The sequence below is a fragment of the Variovorax guangxiensis genome, assembly GCF_003952165.1.
In the GTDB taxonomy this organism is placed as follows: Bacteria; Pseudomonadota; Gammaproteobacteria; order Burkholderiales; family Burkholderiaceae_C; genus Variovorax; species Variovorax guangxiensis.
Genome location: NZ_RXFT01000022.1, coordinates 64,933 through 82,723 on the forward strand (window position 1 = coordinate 64,933; position 17,791 = coordinate 82,723).

A 17,791-nucleotide genomic window follows, 5' to 3' on the forward strand; every position below is an offset into this window, starting at 1 on the left:
CATGGCCGCAGCAGCCACGCCCATGGTTCCGCGCCTGAAGGCCTCCGGCCGTGCCTTCGCACACATCGCGAACTTCTACCCCGAGATCGAGGCTTTCCGCCGCGACCTCCATGCCCACCCCGAACTCGGTTTCGAAGAGGTCTACACCTCCGGCCGCGTGCGCGAAGCGCTACGCGCCTGCGGCGTCGACGAGATCCACGAGGGCATTGGCAAGACCGGCGTGGTCGGCGTCATCCGCGGCCGCTCGACGGCCAGCGGCCGCATGATCGGCCTGCGCGCCGACATGGACGCGCTGCCGATGCGCGAGGACAACGACTTCGGCTGGCGCTCCGCCTGCGACGGCCTGATGCACGGCTGCGGCCACGACGGCCACACCGCAATGCTGGTCGGCGCCGCGCGCTACCTCGCCGAGACGCGCGACTTCGACGGCACCGCGGTGCTGATCTTCCAGCCCGGCGAGGAGGGCTTCGCCGGCGCGCGCGTGATGATCGAGGACGGCCTCTTCGACCGCTTCCCGGTAGATGCCGTCTACGCCATGCACAACTGGCCCGCCATGCCGGCCGGCACCGTCGGCATCAACCGCGGCGCGATGATGGCCGCGGCCGACCGCATCACCATCGAGATCAAGGGCAAGGGCGGCCACGGCGCGCACGCCTACCAGACCATCGACCCGGTGATCGTCGCGGCGCACATCATCACGGCGGCGCAAACGATCGTGTCGCGCAACGTGCGACCGATCGACGCGGCCGTCATCAGCATCTGCGCGATGCAGGCCGGCGACCTCGGCGCGATGAGCGTGGTGCCCGGCGAGGCCACGCTGGTGGGCACCGTGCGCACCTTCAGCTCGCGCGTGCAGGCGCAGGTCGAGCAGCGCCTGAACGAGCTGTGCGCGGCCATCGCCTCCGGCTTCGGCGCCACCGCCAGCGTCAGGTACGAGCGCATCTACCCGGCCACCATCAACACCTCTCCGGAGGCAATGTTCGCCGCCGACGTGGCCGAGTCGCTGGTCGGCGCGCGCAATGTCGAGCGCAGCATGGAGCCCAGCATGGGCGCCGAGGACTTCTCCTTCATGCTGCAGAAGAAGGCGGGCGCCTATCTGCGCATCGGCCAGGACGTACGCGACGGCGCCTACCTCCACAACAGCCGCTACGACTTCAATGACGAGATCCTGCCGCTCGGCGCCGCGCTGCATGCCGGCCTGATCGAGCAGGGCATGCCGCTCGCCGCTACCCGCGGCGCGCAGCCAGGGAAAGCAGCCGCCACCGCGGCGACGTGATTTGTTCGATTCCAACCCGAGGAGTGTTCCCATGAGTTTCATCAAGAAGAATGTGGCCGCGGCCGCCGTTTTGTGCGCCTTGAGCGCCGTCAGCATGGTCGCCGGCGCGCAGACCATCCGCATCGCGAACCAGGGGGACGCGCTATCGCTGGACCCGCACTCGCTCAACGAGTCGCTGCAGCTGAGCGTCACCGCCAACGTCTATGAAACCCTCGTGGGACGCAACAAGGACCTGACCCTGGCGCCGCTGCTGGCCACCAGCTGGAAGCAGACCTCGCCCAACGTCTGGCGCTTCGAACTGCGCAAGGGCGTGGTGTTCCACGACGGCACGCCGTTCACCGCCGACGACGTGGTCTTCAGCTTCGCGCGCGCCCAGGGCGACGGCTCCGACCTGCGCGCCACGCTCAGCGACATCAAGGCCGTGCGCAAGGTCGGCGACCTCGCCGTCGAGATCGAGACCAACGGTCCCTTCCCCATCCTGCCCGACGTGATCTCGCTGACGATGATCATGAGCAAGAAATGGTGCGAGGAGAACCAGGCCACCAAGCCGGTCGACCGCCGCAAGGGCATCGAGAACACGGCTTCTTTCAAGGCCAACGGCACCGGGCCGTTCCGCGTGCGCGAGCGTCAGCCGAACGTGCGTACCGTGTTCACGCGCAACGGCACCTACTGGGGCAAGATCGAAGGCAACGCGCAGGAGATCGTCTTCACGCCCATCGCCAACCCCGCCACCCGCGTGGCCGCGCTGGTCTCCGGCGAAGTCGACGTGATGGAGCCGGTGCCGGTGCAGGACATCGCCCGCATCAACGCCGCGCCCAACGCCCGCGTGATCACCGGCCCCGAGCTGCGCACCATCTTCCTGGGCATGGACCAGAAGCGCGACGAGCTGCAGTACTCGAACATCAAGGGCAAGAACCCGTTCAAGGACAAGCGCGTCCGCCAGGCCTTCTACCAGGCCATCGACATCGCCGGCATCCAGCGCACCGTGATGCGCGGCGCCTCGCGTCCCACCGGCCTGCTGGTCGGCCCCGGCATCAACGGCTGGAGCGCCGAGCAGGACAAGCGCCTGCCCTTCGACGTCGAAGCCGCCAAGAAGCTGCTGACCGAGGCCGGCTACCCCAACGGCTTCGAGGTGTCGCTGAACTGCCCGAACGACCGCTACGTCAACGACGGCCAGGTCTGCCAGAGCGTGGCCTCCAACCTCGCGAAGATCGGCGTCAAGATCAACCTCGTGGCCGAGACCAAGGGCACCTACTTCCCGAAGGTGCTGCGCCGCGACACCAGCTTCTACATGCTGGGCTGGACCCCGACCACCTATGACGCGCACAACGCGCTGAGCTCGCTCACCGCCTGCCCCGACGACAAGGGCACCGGCCAGTTCAACCTGGGCGCGTATTGCAACCCCAAGCTCGACGAGCTGACCAAGAAGATCCAGTCGGAAACCGACAAGGCCAAGCGCAACGAGATGATCAAGGAGGCGTTCAAGATCCACGCCGACGACATCGGCCACCTGCCGCTGCATCAGCAGTCGCTGGCCTGGGGCGTGAGCAAGAAGGTCGAGCTGGTGCAACTGGCCGACAACTTCATGTACTTCAAGTGGATGAGCATCAAGCCCTGATGCCGCCGGCCGCCGGCTGATCGATCGAACAAGGCGGCCTGTCCATGGGCCCGCTTCCTGCGGGCCCATTCCTTTTTGCTTCACGATGAAAATTAACCCCCACGCTTCCCTTGCTGCGCAAGGTCCGCTGCCCCCCGAGGGGGCCGCTTTTCATCTTGGGGCGGCCCGGCGATGAAGAAAACACTCGCTCGTTGGCTCGACAGCGATGTCGGCTACAGCTTCCGCACATCGCCCGTGGCCATGGCCGCGGCGCTGATCGCGCTGGTCTGCGTGTTCTGCGCGGTGTTCGCCGGCTGGGTCTCGCCTCACAACCCCTTCGACCTCGCCACCCTCGAGCTGGGCGACGCGCGGCTACCGCCCGCATGGAGCGCCGAAGGCTCTTCCAAATACCTGCTGGGCACAGATGACCAGGGCCGCGACATCCTCTCGGCCGTGATCTACGGCGCGCGCATCTCGCTGATCGTCGGCCTCGTGTCGGTGGTGCTGTCGGTGGCCGTCGGCGTGGTGCTGGGCCTGCTGGCCGGCTTCTTCGGCGGCTGGCTCGATTCCTTCCTCATGCGCGTGTGCGACGTGATGCTGTCGTTCCCGCCGATCCTGGTCGCGCTGCTGATCGCTGGCGTCGGGCGCGCGCTCTTTCCGGGGGCGCACGAGTCGCTCGCCTTCGGGGTGCTGATCATCTCCATCTCGCTGACCGGCTGGGTGCAATACGCGCGCACGGTGCGCGGCTCCACGCTGGTGGAGCGCAACAAGGAATACGTGCAGGCCGCGCGCGTGACCGGCGTGGCGCCGCTGCGCATCATGCTGCGCCACGTGCTGCCCAACGTGCTGGGGCCGGTGACGGTGCTCGCCACGATCCAGGTGGCGACGGCGATCATCACCGAGGCCACGCTGTCCTTCCTGGGCGTGGGCGTGCCGCCGACCTCGCCCTCGCTGGGCACGCTCATCAGCATCGGCAACCAGTACCTGTTCTCGGGCGAATGGTGGATCACGGTGTTTCCGGGCCTGATGCTGGTGCTGATCGCGCTCAGCGTGAACCTGCTGGGCGACTGGCTGCGCGACGCGCTCAACCCCCGCCTGCGATGAAAGAGGTAGCGCCATGAGCCTGTTGCAAGTCAAAGACCTCGTCGTCGAATTCCCCCACCGCCGCGGCACGCTGCGCGCGCTGGACCGCATTTCCTTCGACATCGCACCCGGTGAAATCCTGGGCGTGGTGGGCGAATCGGGCGCCGGCAAGTCGCTCACGGGCGCGGCCATCATCGGCCTGCTGGAGCCTCCGGGCCGTGTGGCCGGCGGCGAGATCGTGCTGGAGGGCCAGCGCATCGACAACCTCGGCTTCGAGGCGATGCGGCCCATTCGCGGCCGAAAGATCGGTGCGATCTTCCAGGACCCGCTGACCTCGCTGAACCCGCTCTATACCGTGGGCCGCCAGCTGGTGGAAACCATCCGCGCGCACCTGCCGGTGACCGAGGCCGAGGCACGCAAGCGCGCCATCGGCCTGCTGCAGGACACCGGCATTCCGGCCGCCGAGCAGCGCATCGACCACTTCCCGCACCAGTTCTCTGGCGGCATGCGCCAGCGCGTGGTGATCGCGCTCGCGCTCGCGGCCGAGCCCAAGCTCATCGTGGCCGACGAGCCGACCACCGCGCTCGACGTGTCGATCCAGGCGCAGATCATCCAGCTGCTCAAGCAGGTCTGCAAGGAACGCGGCGCGGCGGTGATGCTGATCACGCACGACATGGGCGTGATCGCCGAGACCTGCGATCGCGTGGCTGTGATGTATGCCGGGCGGATCGCCGAGATCGGTCCGGTGCACGAAGTCATCCACCAGCCCGCGCACCCCTACACCTCTGGCCTGATGGGCTCGATTCCCGACATGACCAGCGACCGCGAGCGCCTCAACCAGATCGACGGCGCGATGCCGCGGCTCAATGCCATCCCGGCCGGCTGCGCCTACAACCCGCGGTGCCCGCGCACCTTCGCACGCTGCCTGGTGGAGCGGCCCGAGCTCATGCATGCCGGCGCCACTCGCGCCGCCTGCTGGCTGCACGACGCCGCCGATCCGCATGCAGGCCAGGCCGAGATCGCCGCGAGGCACCACGACGCGATGGCGGCCGGCGAACGCGCCACGCCCGAAGCGGCCGAGACCATCGTGGAGGTGACGCGATGAGCGCTGCCGTGAACGAACCGCTCGTCGTCGCCCACGACCTCGCGCGCACCTTCGACGTCTCGCCGCCCTGGCTCAACCGCGTGCTCGAGCGCAAGCCGCGCGTGCTGCTGCACGCGGTGGACGGCGTGAGCTTTTCCATCGAGCGCGGCAAGACGCTGGCGCTGGTGGGCGAATCGGGCTGCGGCAAGAGCACCGTGGCGCGCCTGCTGGTCGGCCTCTACGCGCCCACGCGCGGCGGCCTGAAGTTCGACGGGCAGGACGCGCACGCCGCCTTCAAGACCGCCGAGGGCCGCAAGCTGCGCCGGCGCATCCAGATGATCTTCCAGGACCCGTATGCGAGCCTCAACCCGCGCTGGATCGTGGAAGACATCATCGGCGAGCCGCTGCGCGAGCACGACATCCTCAGCGACAAGGCCGCGCTGCGCGAGCGCGTGGGCGAGCTGCTGAAGTCTGTCGGCCTCTCGCCGCTGGACATGAGCAAGTACCCGCACCAGTTCTCGGGCGGCCAGCGCCAGCGCATCTCCATTGCGCGCGCGCTCGCCACGCAGCCCGAGTTCCTGGTGTGCGACGAGCCCACTTCCGCGCTCGATGTGAGCGTGCAGGCGCAGGTGCTCAACATCATGAAGGACCTGCAGCGCGAGCAGGGCCTGACCTACCTCTTCATCTCGCACAACCTCGCCGTGGTGCGCCACGTGGCCGACCAGGTGGGCGTGATGTACCTGGGCCGGCTGGTCGAGGTGGCGGACAAGCAGGACCTGTTCTCGACGCCGCGCCATCCGTACACGCGCATGCTGCTGGACGCCATCCCGCAGATGAAGCAGACCGGCCGCGCCCGCACCCCGGTGCAGGGCGAGGTCCCGAACCCGCTGAACCCGCCCGCGGGCTGTGCCTTTCATCCACGCTGCCCGCATGCGAATGCGCGCTGCTCGGCGGAGCGGCCGAAGCTGTCGAGCATCGGCGGCGTGCAGGTGGCCTGCCACGCGGTGGAAGAAGGGTGCATCTAGCGGCCGCCTCTTCGGCTTGCGGGAAAGTGTGCGTAAACGCACGGCGTTGCACCGCGAACCGCCGCAGAGTCGGGTGATGCCCATGACCACGACCCTCGCTACCTCCGACCTCGGCCGCCGCGGCTTCCTGATGGGCACTGCCCTGGGCGCGACGGCGGTGCTGGCCTCATTGGCCTGCAGCGTGCAGGCCGCGGGCACGGCCGGGCGCCGCATGCCGGTGATCTTCATCGGCCACGGCTCGCCGATGAACGCCATCACCGACAACGCCTTCACGCGCCGGCTGGCGGCGTGGGGCAGGGAGCTGCCGCGGCCGTCGGCGATCCTCAGCGTGTCGGCGCACTGGCTCAGCCGGGGCGCCACCGGCGTCGGCATCCAGGAGCGGCCGAAGACGATCCACGACTTCGGGGGTTTTCCCCAGGCACTGTTCGACATCGAGTACCCCGCACCAGGTCATCCAGGGCTCGCCCGCGAGACCGTCGGGGTGGTGAAGCAGGCGCCGGTCATCGCCACCGACCAGTGGGGCCTGGACCACGGCACGTGGACGGTGCTGAAGTACCTCTACCCCAAGGCCGACATCCCGGTGTTCCAGCTCAGCATCGACTACGACAAGCCGGCCGCATTCCACTATGCGGTCGGGCGCGACCTGGCCGCGTTGCGCGACAAGGGCGTGCTGGTGATGGGCAGCGGCAACGTGGTTCACAACCTGCGCGCCACCGACCGTGGCACGCCGGACGGCCTGCGCGCGAGCCGGCCATGGGCGCAGTCGTTCGACGATGCGGTGAAGTCGGCGCTGGCGGGCCGCGACGATCGCGCGCTGGTCGACTACGCGAAGCTCGAAGGAGCAGCCACCGCCGTGGCTATGCCCGATCACTACTACCCGTTCCTCTACGCGCTGGGCGCCGCCGGAAGCAGCGAGCGCGCGAAGACGGTCTACGAGGGGTTCCAGTCGGGCACGCTCAGCATGCGTTGCCTGCAGTTCGGCTGAGCTTTGGCCCGGCTGGGGGCAGCGCTTACTGCTCCTCGCCCCACGAGAAGCCGTCGCGCGCGATCATCGCGCTCGATGCGCTCGGCCCCCAGGTGCCGGCCGCATAGGGACGCGGGCCGCCGTCCGACTCCCAGCTGTCGAGCAGCGGCTCGACCCAGCGCCATGCTTCTTCCTGCTCGTCGCTGCGCACGAACAGGTTCAGCCGGCCGTCGATCACGTCCAGCAGCAGGCGCTCGTAGGCGCCCACGCGCTCGGAGCCGAAGCGCTTGTCGAAGTCGAGGTCGAGCTGCACGGGCGCCAACTGGGCGGCCGTGCTCTGGTTGCCGTTGGTGCGCTGGCGGTTGTCCTGGGCCTGCGCGAGCATGTGCAGCTCCAGCCCGTCCTTGGGCTGCAGGTTGATCACCAGCTTGTTGACGTTGCCGGCCGGCGCGCGGTAGATGGCGTGCGGCGTGGGCCTGAAGTTGACCTCGATGCGCGCGTCGCGCGAGGCCAGGCGCTTGCCGGTGCGGATGTAGAAGGGCACGCCGGCCCAGCGCCAGTTGGCGATCTCGGTGCGCAGCGCCACGAAGGTCTCGGTGCGGCTGTCGGGGCTCACGCCCGGCTCGTCGCGGTAGCCCTGCACCCGTTCGCCGTAGGCCGTGCCGGCCGTGTACTGGCCGCGCACCGTGTGCAGGCCCAGGGTTTCGGGTGTCCAGGGCTTGAGTGCGCGCAGAACCTTGAGTTTTTCGTCGCGGATGGCGTCGGCGTGCGAGTTGATCGGCGGCTCCATGCCGATCGCGCACAGCAGCTGCAGTGCGTGGTTCTGCACCATGTCGCGCAGCGCGCCGGTCTGGTCGTAGAAGGCGCCGCGCTTTTCCACGCCCAGGTCTTCGGCGATGGTGATCTGGATGTTGGCGATGTGCTCGCGGCGCCAGATGGGCTCGAACAGCGCATTGCCGAAGCGCATCGCGAACAGGTTCTGCACCGAGGGCTTGCCGAGGTAGTGGTCGATGCGAAAGACCTGCTTCTCCTCGAGCACCTTGCCCACGGCGGAATTGATGGCGCGGTTGGAGGCCAGGTCGTGGCCCAGCGGCTTCTCGAGCACGATGCGGGTGCGCGGGCCGTTCAGGCCGGCCGCGGCGATCTGCTCGACCACCTGGGTGAAGAGCGCCGGCGCGGTGGCCACGTACATCACCACCGTCTTGGCGTCGCGCTGCTTGAGCAGGTCGGCCAGCCGGGCGTAGTCGTCGGGCTTGGAGAGGTCCATGCGCAGGTAGTGCAGCATGGAGGCGAACTTCTTGAACTCCTCGGGCGAGGGCCGCTTGGCGCCTTCGACGGCGCTGAAGCGCGACTGGATCAGCTCCCGGTACTGGTCGTCCGACAGGTCGTCCCGCGCCACGCCGACGATGCGCCCGTCGGGTGGCAGGCTGCCGTGGCGGAATGCCTGGAACAGCGCGGGCATGAGCTTGCGCCACGCGAGATCGCCAGTACCGCCGAACAGAACGAGATCGAAGCTCATGAGAAAACTTTCCTTCCTTGTCTGAATGCCTGGCCAGGCCGCCCCGGTCGCGACTCCTCGTCGCAAAGGCGACTGCGCCACCCGCGATGGTACTTGTACGGATTCGCGAAGCCTGTACTAAAGCTACGCTGCCCGATGGCCGCGAGGCCTTTTTTTATTGCTCAGAGGAAGAGAGACCAGATGAACAAGAACAAGTTTCTTGCCGCGGCAGCGCTGCTGGGCCTGTCGGCCACGGCTTCGGCCCAGACCGTCAACGTGATCTGCTCGGTGCAGGCCGAATGGTGCAGCGTGATCTCCACGGTCTACGCCCGCACCACGGGCGTGCGCATCAACATGGCGCTCAAGGGCTCGGGCGAGGCCCTGGCCCAGCTGATCGCCGAGAAGGACAACCCCAAGACCGACGTCTGGTTCGGCGGCACTGGCGACCCGCACCTGCAGGCGGCCGAGCAGGGGCTCACCCTCGAATACAAGTCGCCCACGCTGCCGCAGCTGCACCCGTGGGCGCAGCAGCAGGCCAAGCAGTCGGGCTACAAGACCGTCGGCATCTACTCGGGTCCGCTGGGCTTCGGCTACAACCCCGAGCTGCTGGCCAAGAAGAAGCTGCCCGTGCCCAAGACCTGGGCCGACCTGCTCAAGCCCGAGTACAAGGGCGACATCCAGGTGGCCAACCCGGCCTCCAGCGGCACGGCCTACACCATGATCGCCACGCTGGTGCAGCTCATGGGCGAGGACAAGGCCTTCGACTACCTGAAGGCCCTGCACAAGAACGTCGGCCAGTACACCCGCTCGGGCACCGGCCCGATCAAGGCGGTGGCGCGCGGCGAGACGGCCGTGTCCATCAGCTTCGTGCACGATGGCCCGGGCGAGAAGATGCAGGGCTTCCCGGTCGAGACCATCACGCCCAGCGACGGCACCGGCGCCGAGATCGGCTCCATGAGCATCGTCAAGGGCGCGCGCAACCTCGACGCCGCCAAGAAGTTCTACGAATGGGCGCTGACGCCCGCCGCGCAGGAGCTGGGCGCCGCCAACAAGCAGTTCCAGCTGCCGAGCAACGTGAACGCCAAGCTCGATCCGCGCATTCCCGACTTCAAGAAGATCAAGTTCATCAACTACGACTACGCCAAGTACGGCGCCAGCGCCGAGCGCCGCCGCCTGATCGCGCGCTGGGAGAAGGAAGTCAACTCGCTGCCCCGGTAAGTGGAAGCGCGTGCTATCGAAGGCGCACCGGTCAATCCGGCGTCGCTGGCGGCGGCCCGGCGCTCGCAGCGCTGGGTCTGGGCGTGGGTCGTGCTGGGCTTCGCGGCCTACCTGCTGCTGCCCTGGTATGCGATCCAGGATTCGACCTGGTACGAGGCCGTTCCGCAGGTCTTCGGCCAGGGGGAGGGCGCCAACGGGCTGATGCAAGCCGCCACGCAGGGCCGCGTCTGGCTCTTCGTGGGCCTGGCCGGCCTTCTGCTGTGCGCCGTGGGCGCGTGGCTTCCGGCCGGCAGGACGCAGGGGCGCTGGCTGCTGGCCGGCGGCCTGATCGGCGCGCTGGGGCTCGCCGCTACCGGCTTCACCATCGGCGCGCGCGGCTGGAGCGTGGCCGTGCTCAACGCGCACTTCGGCGAGCTGGCGGTCAACCAGTTCGGCCTCGGCGCGGGCGGCTTCGTGGCGCTCACGGCGCTGGTGCTGCTGGCGGCCTTCGGCATCGCGCGGCTGGGGCTCTTCAAGGGCGACCTGTTCGTGTCCGCCGCGGTGGTCGGCTGCGGCGTGCTGATGGCGCTTTTCATCGCCTATCCGGTGAGCAAGGCGCTGTCGGGCGCTTTCTTCGATGAAGACGGGCAGTGGTCGGCCGCCGCCTTCTTCGCTCGCGTATTCACCGAGCGCATCTGGGGGCTGGGCTGCCTTGCGGGCGGCGTGCGTTGCGGCGTGGCCTGGAACACGCTGGTGCTGGCGCTGCTCACGGCCGCCGGAACCACCTTCCTCGGCACGCTGATGGCGCTGATGGCCGAGCGCGGCAGCAAGCGCGGGCAGGGCGCGCTGCGGGTGCTGGCGCTGCTGCCGATCATCACGCCGCCCTTCGTTGTGGGGCTGGGTTTGATCCTGCTCTTCGGCCGCGCGGGCATCGTCAACCAGGTGCTGGAGAGCGTCTTCGGCATCGAGCCCACGCGCTGGTTCTACGGCATGCCGGGCGTGCTGGTGGCGCAGCTCTTCGCCTTCACGCCCATCGCCTTCATGATCATGCGCGGCGTGGTGCAGGGCATCGCGCCCAGCCTGGAGGAGGCCGCGCAGATGCTGCGCGCCGACCGGCGCCGGGCCTTCTTCACCATCACGCTGCCGCTGCTGAAGCCCGGGCTGGCCAACGCCTTCCTGGTGGGCTTCATCGAGAGCATCGCCGACTTCGGCAACCCGGTGGTGGTGGGCGGGCAGTTCTCGGTGCTGTCGACCGACATCTTCTTCGCCATCGTCGGCGCGCAGTACGACCAGGGCCGCGCGGCCTCGCTGGCCTGGGTGCTCACGCTGTTCGCGCTCGGCGTTTTCGCGCTGCAGCGCGGCCTGCTCGGCAAGCAGAACTACACCACCGTCGGCGGCAAGGGGGACGCCGGCATCCCGATGGCGCTGCCCGACGGCGTGCGCCGGACCATCCTCTGCATCGCCTTGCCCTGGATCGCCTTCACCGCGGTGGTCTACCTGTTCGCCTTCGCGGGCGGCTTCGTGCAGACCTGGGGCCGCGACTACACCTTCACGCTGAACCACTTTAAGACGGCGTTCTCGCTCGAGTGGGGGCAGTTCGGGCTGGTGTGGGCCGGCACCGCCTGGAACTCGCTGCTCACCACGCTCAAGCTGGCGGGCATCTCGGCGCCCATCACCGCGGCGCTGGGCCTGCTGATCGCGTGGCTGCTGGCGCGCAACGAGTTCAGGGGGCAGGGCCTCTTCGAGTTCGGCGCGCTGCTGGCCTTCGCGATTCCGGGCACGGTGTTGGGCGTGAGCTACATCCTGGCCTTCAATGTGCCGCCCTTCGAACTCACGGGCACGGGGCTGATCATCGTGCTGTGCTTCATGTTCCGGAACCTGCCGGTGGGCGTGCGCGCCGGCACGGCGGCCTTCAAGCAGCTCGACCGCTCGCTGGACGAGGCTTCGCTGATGCTGCGCGCATCGACCTCGCAGACGCTCTTCCGGGTGGTGCTGCCGCTGCTGAAGCCGGCGCTGGTGGCCGCGCTGGTCTACAGCTTCGTGCGCGCGATGACGACGGTGAGTGCCGTGATCTTCCTGGTCACGGCCGAGAACGAGCTCGCCACCACCTACATCATCGGCCGCGTGGGCAACGGCGACTACGGCATCGCGCTGGCGTACTGCACGGTGCTGATGATCCTGATGTCGCTGGCCATCGCGCTGGTGCAATGGGTGGTCGGCGAGCGCAGGCTGGGACGGCGCGGCACCGCGCCGGTGTTGACCCAGTGAATACGGGCAGCCGAACGCAGAGGTCGCAGAAGTTGCGCAGAAGTCGCGAAAGGAACATCCAGAAATTTCCTTTGGGTTTCTTTTGCGACTTCTGCGCAATCTTCGCGACTTCTGCGTTCTGAAATTTGGGGTTCTGACTTCATGAGCAACGGCATCGAATTCCGCAACGTCACCAAGCGCTACGGCGCAGACAAGAACGCGCCGCTGGCCGTCAAGGGCATCAGCTTCGAGGTGCCGGTGGGCACGCTCACCACGATCCTCGGCCCCTCGGGCTGCGGCAAGACGACCACGCTGCGCATGATCGCGGGGCTCGAGTCGCCCACCTCGGGGTCGATCCTGATGGGCGGGCGCGACGTCACCACGCTGGGGCCGGCCGAGCGCAACGTGAGCATGATGTTCCAGAGCTACGCGCTGTTCCCGCACATGAACGTGATCGAGAACGTGGCCTACGGGCTGCGCATGAGCGGCGTGAAGAAGGAGGAGGCCGCGGCGCGGGCGCGCGAGGCGCTGCGCGGCGTGGGGCTGGTCGGCTTCGACGAGCGGCTGCCCAGCGAGCTTTCGGGCGGCCAGCAGCAGCGGGTGGCGCTGGCGCGCGCGCTGGTGCTGGAGCCGGCGGTGCTGCTCTTCGACGAGCCGCTGTCGAACCTCGACGCCCGGCTGCGCCGCGAGATGCGCGAGGAGATCCGCGCGCTGCAGCAGCGGCTGAAGCTCACGGTGGCCTACGTCACGCACGACCAGAGCGAGGCGCTGGCGGTGAGCGACCAGATCATCGTGATGGACCACGGCGTGATCGCCCAGCGCGGCACGCCCGAGCAGCTCTACGGCCGGCCCGAGAGCGAGTTCGTCGCCGGTTTCATGGGCGAGGCGATGGTGTTCCCGGCGGTGGCCGAGGCCGACGGCAGCGTGGCGCTAGGCCCCTTGCGCCTGCAGCCGCGCTATGCGGTGGCGCCCGGCGCGGTGAAGGTGGCGGTGCGGCCGGAGGCGTGGCAGATCGGTGCTCCGGGTGGCTTGCCGGCCACGCTTCGCAAGGCCGCCTACCTCGGCAGTTTCTACGAATACGGCTTCGACACCACCCTGGGGCCGGTCTTCGTGGTGTCGACCGACCTGTCCAGCCCGCTGGCGACCGGCGCGCAGACCACCCTGTCCCTTGGAGCCCATGGCGTGAGCGTGGTGCCCGGCGCATGAAACAATGGGGCCATGAACGTGGTTTTCGACCTGGGCGCCGTGCTGTTCGCATGGGAGCCCACCCGGCTGGTACAGGCCCATCTCGCTCCACACGCACCCACTGAAGCCGCCGCGGCGGCCATGGGCCGCGCGCTCTTCCATCACGACGACTGGACCAGCTTCGATTGCGGCACCCGCACGCTGGCCGATTCCATCGCCCGCATGTCGGCCCGGCTGGCGCTGCCGCCGGAACCGCTTTTCGCCATGCTCGACGGGCTGGGCGAGCGGCTGGAGCCGATCGGCGTCACCGTCGAGATGCTCGAACAGCTGATCGCCCACCGCGACGCCGGTCAGCCGCTGCGGCTGTACTACCTGTCGAACATGCCCTCGCCTTATGCCCGTGCCATCGAGCGCCGGCATGCCTTCATGGGGCGCTTCGACGGCGGCGTGTTCTCGGGGGACGTGAAATTCCTCAAGCCAGAGCGCGAGATCTACGAGGTCCTGGCGACGCGCCATGCGCTCGACCCGGCGCAGACCGTGTTCATCGACGACTCGGCCGCCAACGTCGAGGCGGCGCGCGCCTTCGGCTGGCACGCCATCCACTGCACCTCGCCGGCCATGCTGCCCTCGCAGCTGCAGCGCTACCTGCCGGTCAGCGTCACATTGCCGGTGTCGAACCCCAGGCTGCGGGCGTAGTCCAGCTCGGCCTGCAGCACCGCGTCTTCCAGGCGCGGTGCGCGCGAGAGCACCCAGAGGTACTTGCGGTCAGGCGTGCCGACCAGAGACACCTGGTAGTCGCGGTCCAGCTTCAGGATCCAGTAGTCGCCCCAGACCATCGGCAGCCATCCCAGCCAGGCCGGGGCGAAGCGCACTTCGAGGCGGCCCGCGCCGGGCTGTCCTGCCACCGGCACCACGCGGGCCGTGCCGACGGCCTCGTCGAAATTCCCGTCGTCCCGCAGGCAGCGGTTGCGAACCTGCACCGTGCCATCGGGCTGGGGCGTGTACTCGGCGCTCACCGGGCCCGCGCATTGCTTCTGGAAGCGGTTCGGCAGGCGAGCCTGTTCGTGCCAGATGCCGGCATAGCGCTGCAGGTCGACGGGCGCCACCACCTGCAGCGGCGCGCGCATCAGCGGGGCGCCGTCGGCGGGGCCCGCGGGCTGGGCACGCGCCGTGCGTGCGGCACCCAGCGCGAACCACGTTGCCACCCCGCCCACGACGAAGGCCGTGGCCATCGCGCCGATCGCATTGCTGGTGCGGCGGTCGTCGAAGGGCCTGACGTTGGCGGGAGGTCGGCGAGTGGTCATGAGGGCTCCTGAAGGGAAAGACTTTGCGTCTGCTGAAACTGCTGAAGACATTCGCAGTAGGGCAAAGCCTAGCCGCGCGGCGGGCGCCGGGCCGTCAGCCACGGACCACAGGCGCTGTAGGGCGCCAAGGGGAGAGCCAGGGGACACCAGCGGGGGCGGAAACCGCAGAAGAAACCGACAACCCCACTCGGCTCAGGCCGATGGAGCCGCGCGGAAACCCGTGCTACGGTGCGCATGAAAACATCGGCCGACGCGCAACTGCGTGCAGGTCTTGTCACAACCGGCACAGGATAATGATTTCATGAACCAACTCGATGCACTCCGCCAGTGGACCACCGTTGTCGCCGACACCGGTGACTTCAAACAGCTCAGCATTTCCAAGCCGCAGGACGCGACCACCAATCCGTCGCTGATCCTCAAGGCCGTGCAGAAGCCCGAGTACCGGCCTCTGCTCGACGAGACCGTGAAGAAGCACGCAGGCAAGCCGCTCGACGAAGTCATCGACCGCTTGCTGGTGCGCTTCGGCACCGAGATCCTCTCCATCATCCCGGGCCGCGTCTCCACCGAGGTCGATGCCCGCCTGTCCTTCGACACGGCCGCGACCGTCGCGCGCGGCGAGCGCATCGTGGCGCTGTACAAGGCCGAAGGCATCGACACCGAAAAGCGCCTGCTCATCAAGGTGGCCTCCACCTGGGAAGGCATCGAGGCCGCGCGCCAGCTCGAGCGCAAGGGCATCCGCACCAACCTGACGCTGCTGTTCTCCTTCGCGCAGGCCGTGGCCTGCGGCGCGGCGGGCGTGCAACTGATCTCGCCCTTCGTGGGCCGCATCTACGACTGGTACAAGAAGTCGGCCGGCGCCAACTGGAACGAGGCGGAGAGCGCCGGTGCCAACGACCCCGGCGTGAAGTCGGTGCGCCAGATCTATGCCTACTACAAGCAGCACGGCATCAAGACCGAAGTGATGGGCGCGAGCTTCCGCAACGTGGGGCAGATCAAGGCCCTGGCCGGCTGCGACCTGCTGACCATCAGCCCCGAGCTGCTGGCGGAGCTGGCCGCGAGCAACGAGCCGCTGCAGCATGCGCTCGACCCCAAGGCCACCGGCGCCGACATCGCCAAGGTCAGCTACGACGAGGCGGGCTTCCGCTTCGCGCTCAATGAAGACGCCATGGCCACCGAGAAGCTGGCCGAAGGCATCCGCGCCTTCGCGGCCGACGCCGTGAAGCTCGAGAAGCTCATGCAGGAAAGCGGCAAGTAAAGATGGCCATGACCCTTCGCTGCGACCGCGCGCCGTCCTGGACGCAACTGCAGGCCGGCTTCGACACCGCGGGCCGCCAGTTCGACCTGCGCCACGCCTTCGTGGAAGACGCCGGCCGCTTCGAGCGCTTCAGCCAGGAGGCACCCTTCGTGTTCGCCGACCTGTCGAAGAACCTGATCGACGCGCGCACCGAGGAGCTGCTCTTCAAGCTGGCGCGCGAATGCGGCCTGGAGGCGCATCGCGACGCCATGTTCGCCGGCGAGCACATCAACAACACCGAAGACCGCGCCGTGCTGCACACGCTGCTGCGCGCGCCGGCCGATGCGCCCACGGGCCCTAAGACGGCCAGCGAGCTGCGCGAGGTGCATGCCACGCTCGACGCGATGCTGGCCTATGCAGAGAAGGTGCGCGCCGACCACACGATCACCGACGTGGTCAACATCGGCATCGGGGGCTCCGATCTAGGCCCGCAGATGGCGGTGCTGGCGCTGGCCGAATTCGCCGCGCCGGGCAAGCGCTTCCACTTCGTCTCGAACGTCGATGGCCACGAACTGGCCGGCGTGCTGCAGGGGCTGGCGCCCGAGCACACGCTGTTTCTCATCGCCTCGAAGACCTTCACCACCGCCGAGACGATGACCAACGCGCAGTCGGCCAGGCGCTGGTACGAGCAGTCGGGCGGCACCGACATCGCGGGCCATTTCGCCGCGCTCACCACCAACGTGGAAGCGGCGAAGAAGTTCGGCATCGACACCACCTTCGGCTTCTGGGACTGGGTCGGCGGGCGCTATTCGCTGTGGTCGGCCATCGGCCTGCCGATCGCGCTGGCGATCGGTGCCGAGGGCTTCCGCCGGCTGCTGGCGGGCGCGCATGCGATGGACGAGCACTTCCGCACCGCGCCGCTGGAGCGCAACCTGCCGGTGCGCCTCGGGCTGCTCGATGTCTGGTACCGCAACTTCCACAAGTTCACGAGCCGCAGCATCGCGCCGTACCACAGCGCGTTGAAGCGCGTGCCGGCCTACCTGCAGCAGCTCGAAATGGAGAGCAACGGCAAGCAGGTCGACGCGGACGGCAAGCCGCTGGCCTTCGGCACCTCGCCGGTGCTGTGGGGCGAGCCCGGCACCAACGGCCAGCACGCCTACTTCCAGATGCTGCACCAGGGCACCGACGTGACGCCGCTCGAGTTCGTGGCGGTGCGCGATGCCTCGCACGACCTCGAAGGCCACCACCCCAAGCTGCTGGCCAATGCGCTCGCGCAGGCGCAGGCGCTGATGGTGGGCAAGCTCGACGAGGGCGGCCACAGGAACTTCCCCGGCAACCGGCCGAGCAGTTTCTTCGTGTTCGAGAAGCTCACGCCCGAGGCGCTGGGTGCGTTCCTCGCGATGTACGAGCACCGCGTGTTCACCAGCGGTGCGCTGTGGGGCATCAACAGCTTCGACCAGTGGGGCGTGGAGCTCGGCAAGGTGCTCGCCAAGGACATCGAGCCGCGCCTCGCATCGGGCGACATCACGGGGCTCGATGCCTCCACCGCGGGGCTGCTGAAGCGGCTCGGAAGCTGATCGAGGGCCGCGGGAAAAGCGATTTCGGAGCCTTTTGTTTTAAGCCAGGCTATGGCTTCCGGCTGTATTTGCCGTTGAAAGACGCATCGATATGATGGCCCCGGGAAATTTCCCTGGGACCAATCACAAAAGAGGAGTCGAACAATGGATTTTCAAACAGCGGTCAAGACCTGCTTCAACAAGTACGCCGATTTCAACGGCCGTGCATCGCGTTCCGAGTACTGGTGGTTCGTGCTGGCCGAGGTGATCGTTCTGATCGTCGCCAGCCTCATCCACCAGTACGTCTACGGCATCGCGGCCCTGGCCTTCCTGCTGCCCGCGCTGGCAGTGGGCGCCCGCCGCCTGCATGACATCGGCAAGAGCGGCTGGCTCCAGCTCCTGATGATCATCCCGATCGTCAACCTCGTGCTGATCTACTTCTACGTCCAGCCTTCGCAGCCCGCGTCCAACAACTACGGCGAAGCGCCGGTTGTCTCTGCCTGAGTCTTCCGGGTTTTCAATGCAAGAGGGCCGCGCAAGC

General features: G+C 68.2%; 15 protein-coding genes. 13 read left to right on the forward strand and 2 right to left on the reverse strand.

Going from position 1 to position 17,791, the window contains the following annotated elements:
- Position 1 precedes the first annotated feature (1 nt).
- From EJP67_RS31735 to ygiD, 6 genes are all read left to right on the forward strand, one after another.
- A complete protein-coding gene (locus tag EJP67_RS31735; RefSeq protein WP_126025691.1) occupies positions 2 to 1,276 on the forward strand; it encodes a M20 aminoacylase family protein in 1,275 nt (424 codons plus the stop codon).
- Between the two features lie 31 nt (positions 1,277 to 1,307).
- On the forward strand, positions 1,308 to 2,894 hold the full coding sequence (locus EJP67_RS31740; protein ID WP_126025692.1) for an ABC transporter substrate-binding protein: 1,587 nt from the start codon (positions 1,308 to 1,310) through the stop codon (positions 2,892 to 2,894).
- 171 nt (positions 2,895 to 3,065) lie between these two features.
- On the forward strand, positions 3,066 to 3,977 hold the full coding sequence (locus EJP67_RS31745) for an ABC transporter permease (protein ID WP_126025693.1): 912 nt from the start codon (positions 3,066 to 3,068) through the stop codon (positions 3,975 to 3,977).
- A gap of 13 nt (positions 3,978 to 3,990) precedes the next feature.
- Entirely contained in the window at positions 3,991 to 5,061 is a 1,071-nt protein-coding gene (locus EJP67_RS31750; protein ID WP_126025694.1) for an ABC transporter ATP-binding protein, read from the forward strand.
- Entirely contained in the window at positions 5,058 to 6,065 is a 1,008-nt protein-coding gene (locus EJP67_RS31755; protein ID WP_126025695.1) for an ABC transporter ATP-binding protein, read from the forward strand. Before EJP67_RS31750 ends, EJP67_RS31755 begins: the two co-directional genes overlap by 4 nt.
- An 82-nt stretch (positions 6,066 to 6,147) precedes the next feature.
- Positions 6,148 to 7,050, forward strand: coding sequence for a 4,5-DOPA-extradiol-dioxygenase (gene ygiD, locus EJP67_RS31760; RefSeq protein ID WP_240650843.1), 903 nt, complete (start codon positions 6,148 to 6,150; stop codon positions 7,048 to 7,050).
- Between the two features lie 25 nt (positions 7,051 to 7,075).
- Here the strand turns inward: ygiD and zwf are convergent, their stop codons facing one another.
- Positions 7,076 to 8,548 (reverse strand): glucose-6-phosphate dehydrogenase, encoded by a 1,473-nt coding sequence (gene zwf, locus EJP67_RS31765; protein ID WP_126025697.1) that lies wholly within the window; start codon positions 8,546 to 8,548, stop codon positions 7,076 to 7,078.
- A gap of 180 nt (positions 8,549 to 8,728) precedes the next feature.
- Between zwf and EJP67_RS31770 the strand changes: the two genes are divergently transcribed.
- The 4 genes from EJP67_RS31770 (at position 8,729) to EJP67_RS31785 (ending at position 13,852) form a co-directional block, all read left to right on the forward strand.
- Positions 8,729 to 9,745, forward strand: coding sequence for an ABC transporter substrate-binding protein (locus EJP67_RS31770; RefSeq protein WP_126025698.1), 1,017 nt, complete (start codon positions 8,729 to 8,731; stop codon positions 9,743 to 9,745).
- Entirely contained in the window at positions 9,746 to 11,992 is a 2,247-nt protein-coding gene (locus EJP67_RS31775) for an ABC transporter permease (protein ID WP_126025699.1), read from the forward strand.
- A gap of 141 nt (positions 11,993 to 12,133) precedes the next feature.
- Entirely contained in the window at positions 12,134 to 13,177 is a 1,044-nt protein-coding gene (locus EJP67_RS31780; RefSeq protein ID WP_126025700.1) for an ABC transporter ATP-binding protein, read from the forward strand.
- 12 nt (positions 13,178 to 13,189) lie between these two features.
- Positions 13,190 to 13,852: an HAD family hydrolase gene (locus tag EJP67_RS31785; protein WP_126025701.1), complete on the forward strand. Its 663-nt coding sequence runs from the start codon at positions 13,190 to 13,192 to the stop codon at positions 13,850 to 13,852.
- Here EJP67_RS31785 and EJP67_RS31790 read toward each other — a convergent pair.
- On the reverse strand, positions 13,798 to 14,460 hold the full coding sequence (locus EJP67_RS31790; RefSeq protein WP_126025702.1) for a lipocalin family protein: 663 nt from the start codon (positions 14,458 to 14,460) through the stop codon (positions 13,798 to 13,800). The genes EJP67_RS31785 and EJP67_RS31790 overlap by 55 nt on opposite strands.
- Positions 14,461 to 14,761: 301 nt before the next feature.
- Between EJP67_RS31790 and tal the strand changes: the two genes are divergently transcribed.
- The 3 genes from tal (at position 14,762) to EJP67_RS31805 (ending at position 17,754) form a co-directional block, all read left to right on the forward strand.
- Positions 14,762 to 15,715 (forward strand): transaldolase, encoded by a 954-nt coding sequence (gene tal / locus EJP67_RS31795; protein ID WP_126025703.1) that lies wholly within the window; start codon positions 14,762 to 14,764, stop codon positions 15,713 to 15,715.
- A 2-nt stretch (positions 15,716 to 15,717) separates the two neighbouring features.
- A complete protein-coding gene (gene pgi / locus EJP67_RS31800; RefSeq protein ID WP_126025704.1) occupies positions 15,718 to 17,271 on the forward strand; it encodes a glucose-6-phosphate isomerase in 1,554 nt (517 codons plus the stop codon).
- A 144-nt stretch (positions 17,272 to 17,415) separates the two neighbouring features.
- Positions 17,416 to 17,754, forward strand: coding sequence for a DUF805 domain-containing protein (locus EJP67_RS31805; RefSeq protein ID WP_126025705.1), 339 nt, complete (start codon positions 17,416 to 17,418; stop codon positions 17,752 to 17,754).
- Positions 17,755 to 17,791: the final 37 nt, after the last annotated feature.

Coding starts and splice junctions, on each gene's coding strand:
- EJP67_RS31735 (WP_126025691.1), top strand. CDS start 2: ATGGCCGCAGCAGCCACGCCCATGGTTCCGCGCCTGAAGGCCTCCGGC.
- EJP67_RS31740 (WP_126025692.1), top strand. CDS start 1,308: ATGAGTTTCATCAAGAAGAATGTGGCCGCGGCCGCCGTTTTGTGCGCC.
- EJP67_RS31745 (WP_126025693.1), top strand. CDS start 3,066: ATGAAGAAAACACTCGCTCGTTGGCTCGACAGCGATGTCGGCTACAGC.
- EJP67_RS31750 (WP_126025694.1), top strand. CDS start 3,991: ATGAGCCTGTTGCAAGTCAAAGACCTCGTCGTCGAATTCCCCCACCGC.
- EJP67_RS31755 (WP_126025695.1), top strand. CDS start 5,058: ATGAGCGCTGCCGTGAACGAACCGCTCGTCGTCGCCCACGACCTCGCG.
- ygiD (WP_240650843.1), top strand. CDS start 6,148: ATGACCACGACCCTCGCTACCTCCGACCTCGGCCGCCGCGGCTTCCTG.
- zwf (WP_126025697.1), bottom strand. CDS start 8,548: ATGAGCTTCGATCTCGTTCTGTTCGGCGGTACTGGCGATCTCGCGTGG.
- EJP67_RS31770 (WP_126025698.1), top strand. CDS start 8,729: ATGAACAAGAACAAGTTTCTTGCCGCGGCAGCGCTGCTGGGCCTGTCG.
- EJP67_RS31780 (WP_126025700.1), top strand. CDS start 12,134: ATGAGCAACGGCATCGAATTCCGCAACGTCACCAAGCGCTACGGCGCA.
- EJP67_RS31785 (WP_126025701.1), top strand. CDS start 13,190: ATGAACGTGGTTTTCGACCTGGGCGCCGTGCTGTTCGCATGGGAGCCC.
- EJP67_RS31790 (WP_126025702.1), bottom strand. CDS start 14,460: ATGACCACTCGCCGACCTCCCGCCAACGTCAGGCCCTTCGACGACCGC.
- tal (WP_126025703.1), top strand. CDS start 14,762: ATGAACCAACTCGATGCACTCCGCCAGTGGACCACCGTTGTCGCCGAC.
- pgi (WP_126025704.1), top strand. CDS start 15,718: ATGGCCATGACCCTTCGCTGCGACCGCGCGCCGTCCTGGACGCAACTG.
- EJP67_RS31805 (WP_126025705.1), top strand. CDS start 17,416: ATGGATTTTCAAACAGCGGTCAAGACCTGCTTCAACAAGTACGCCGAT.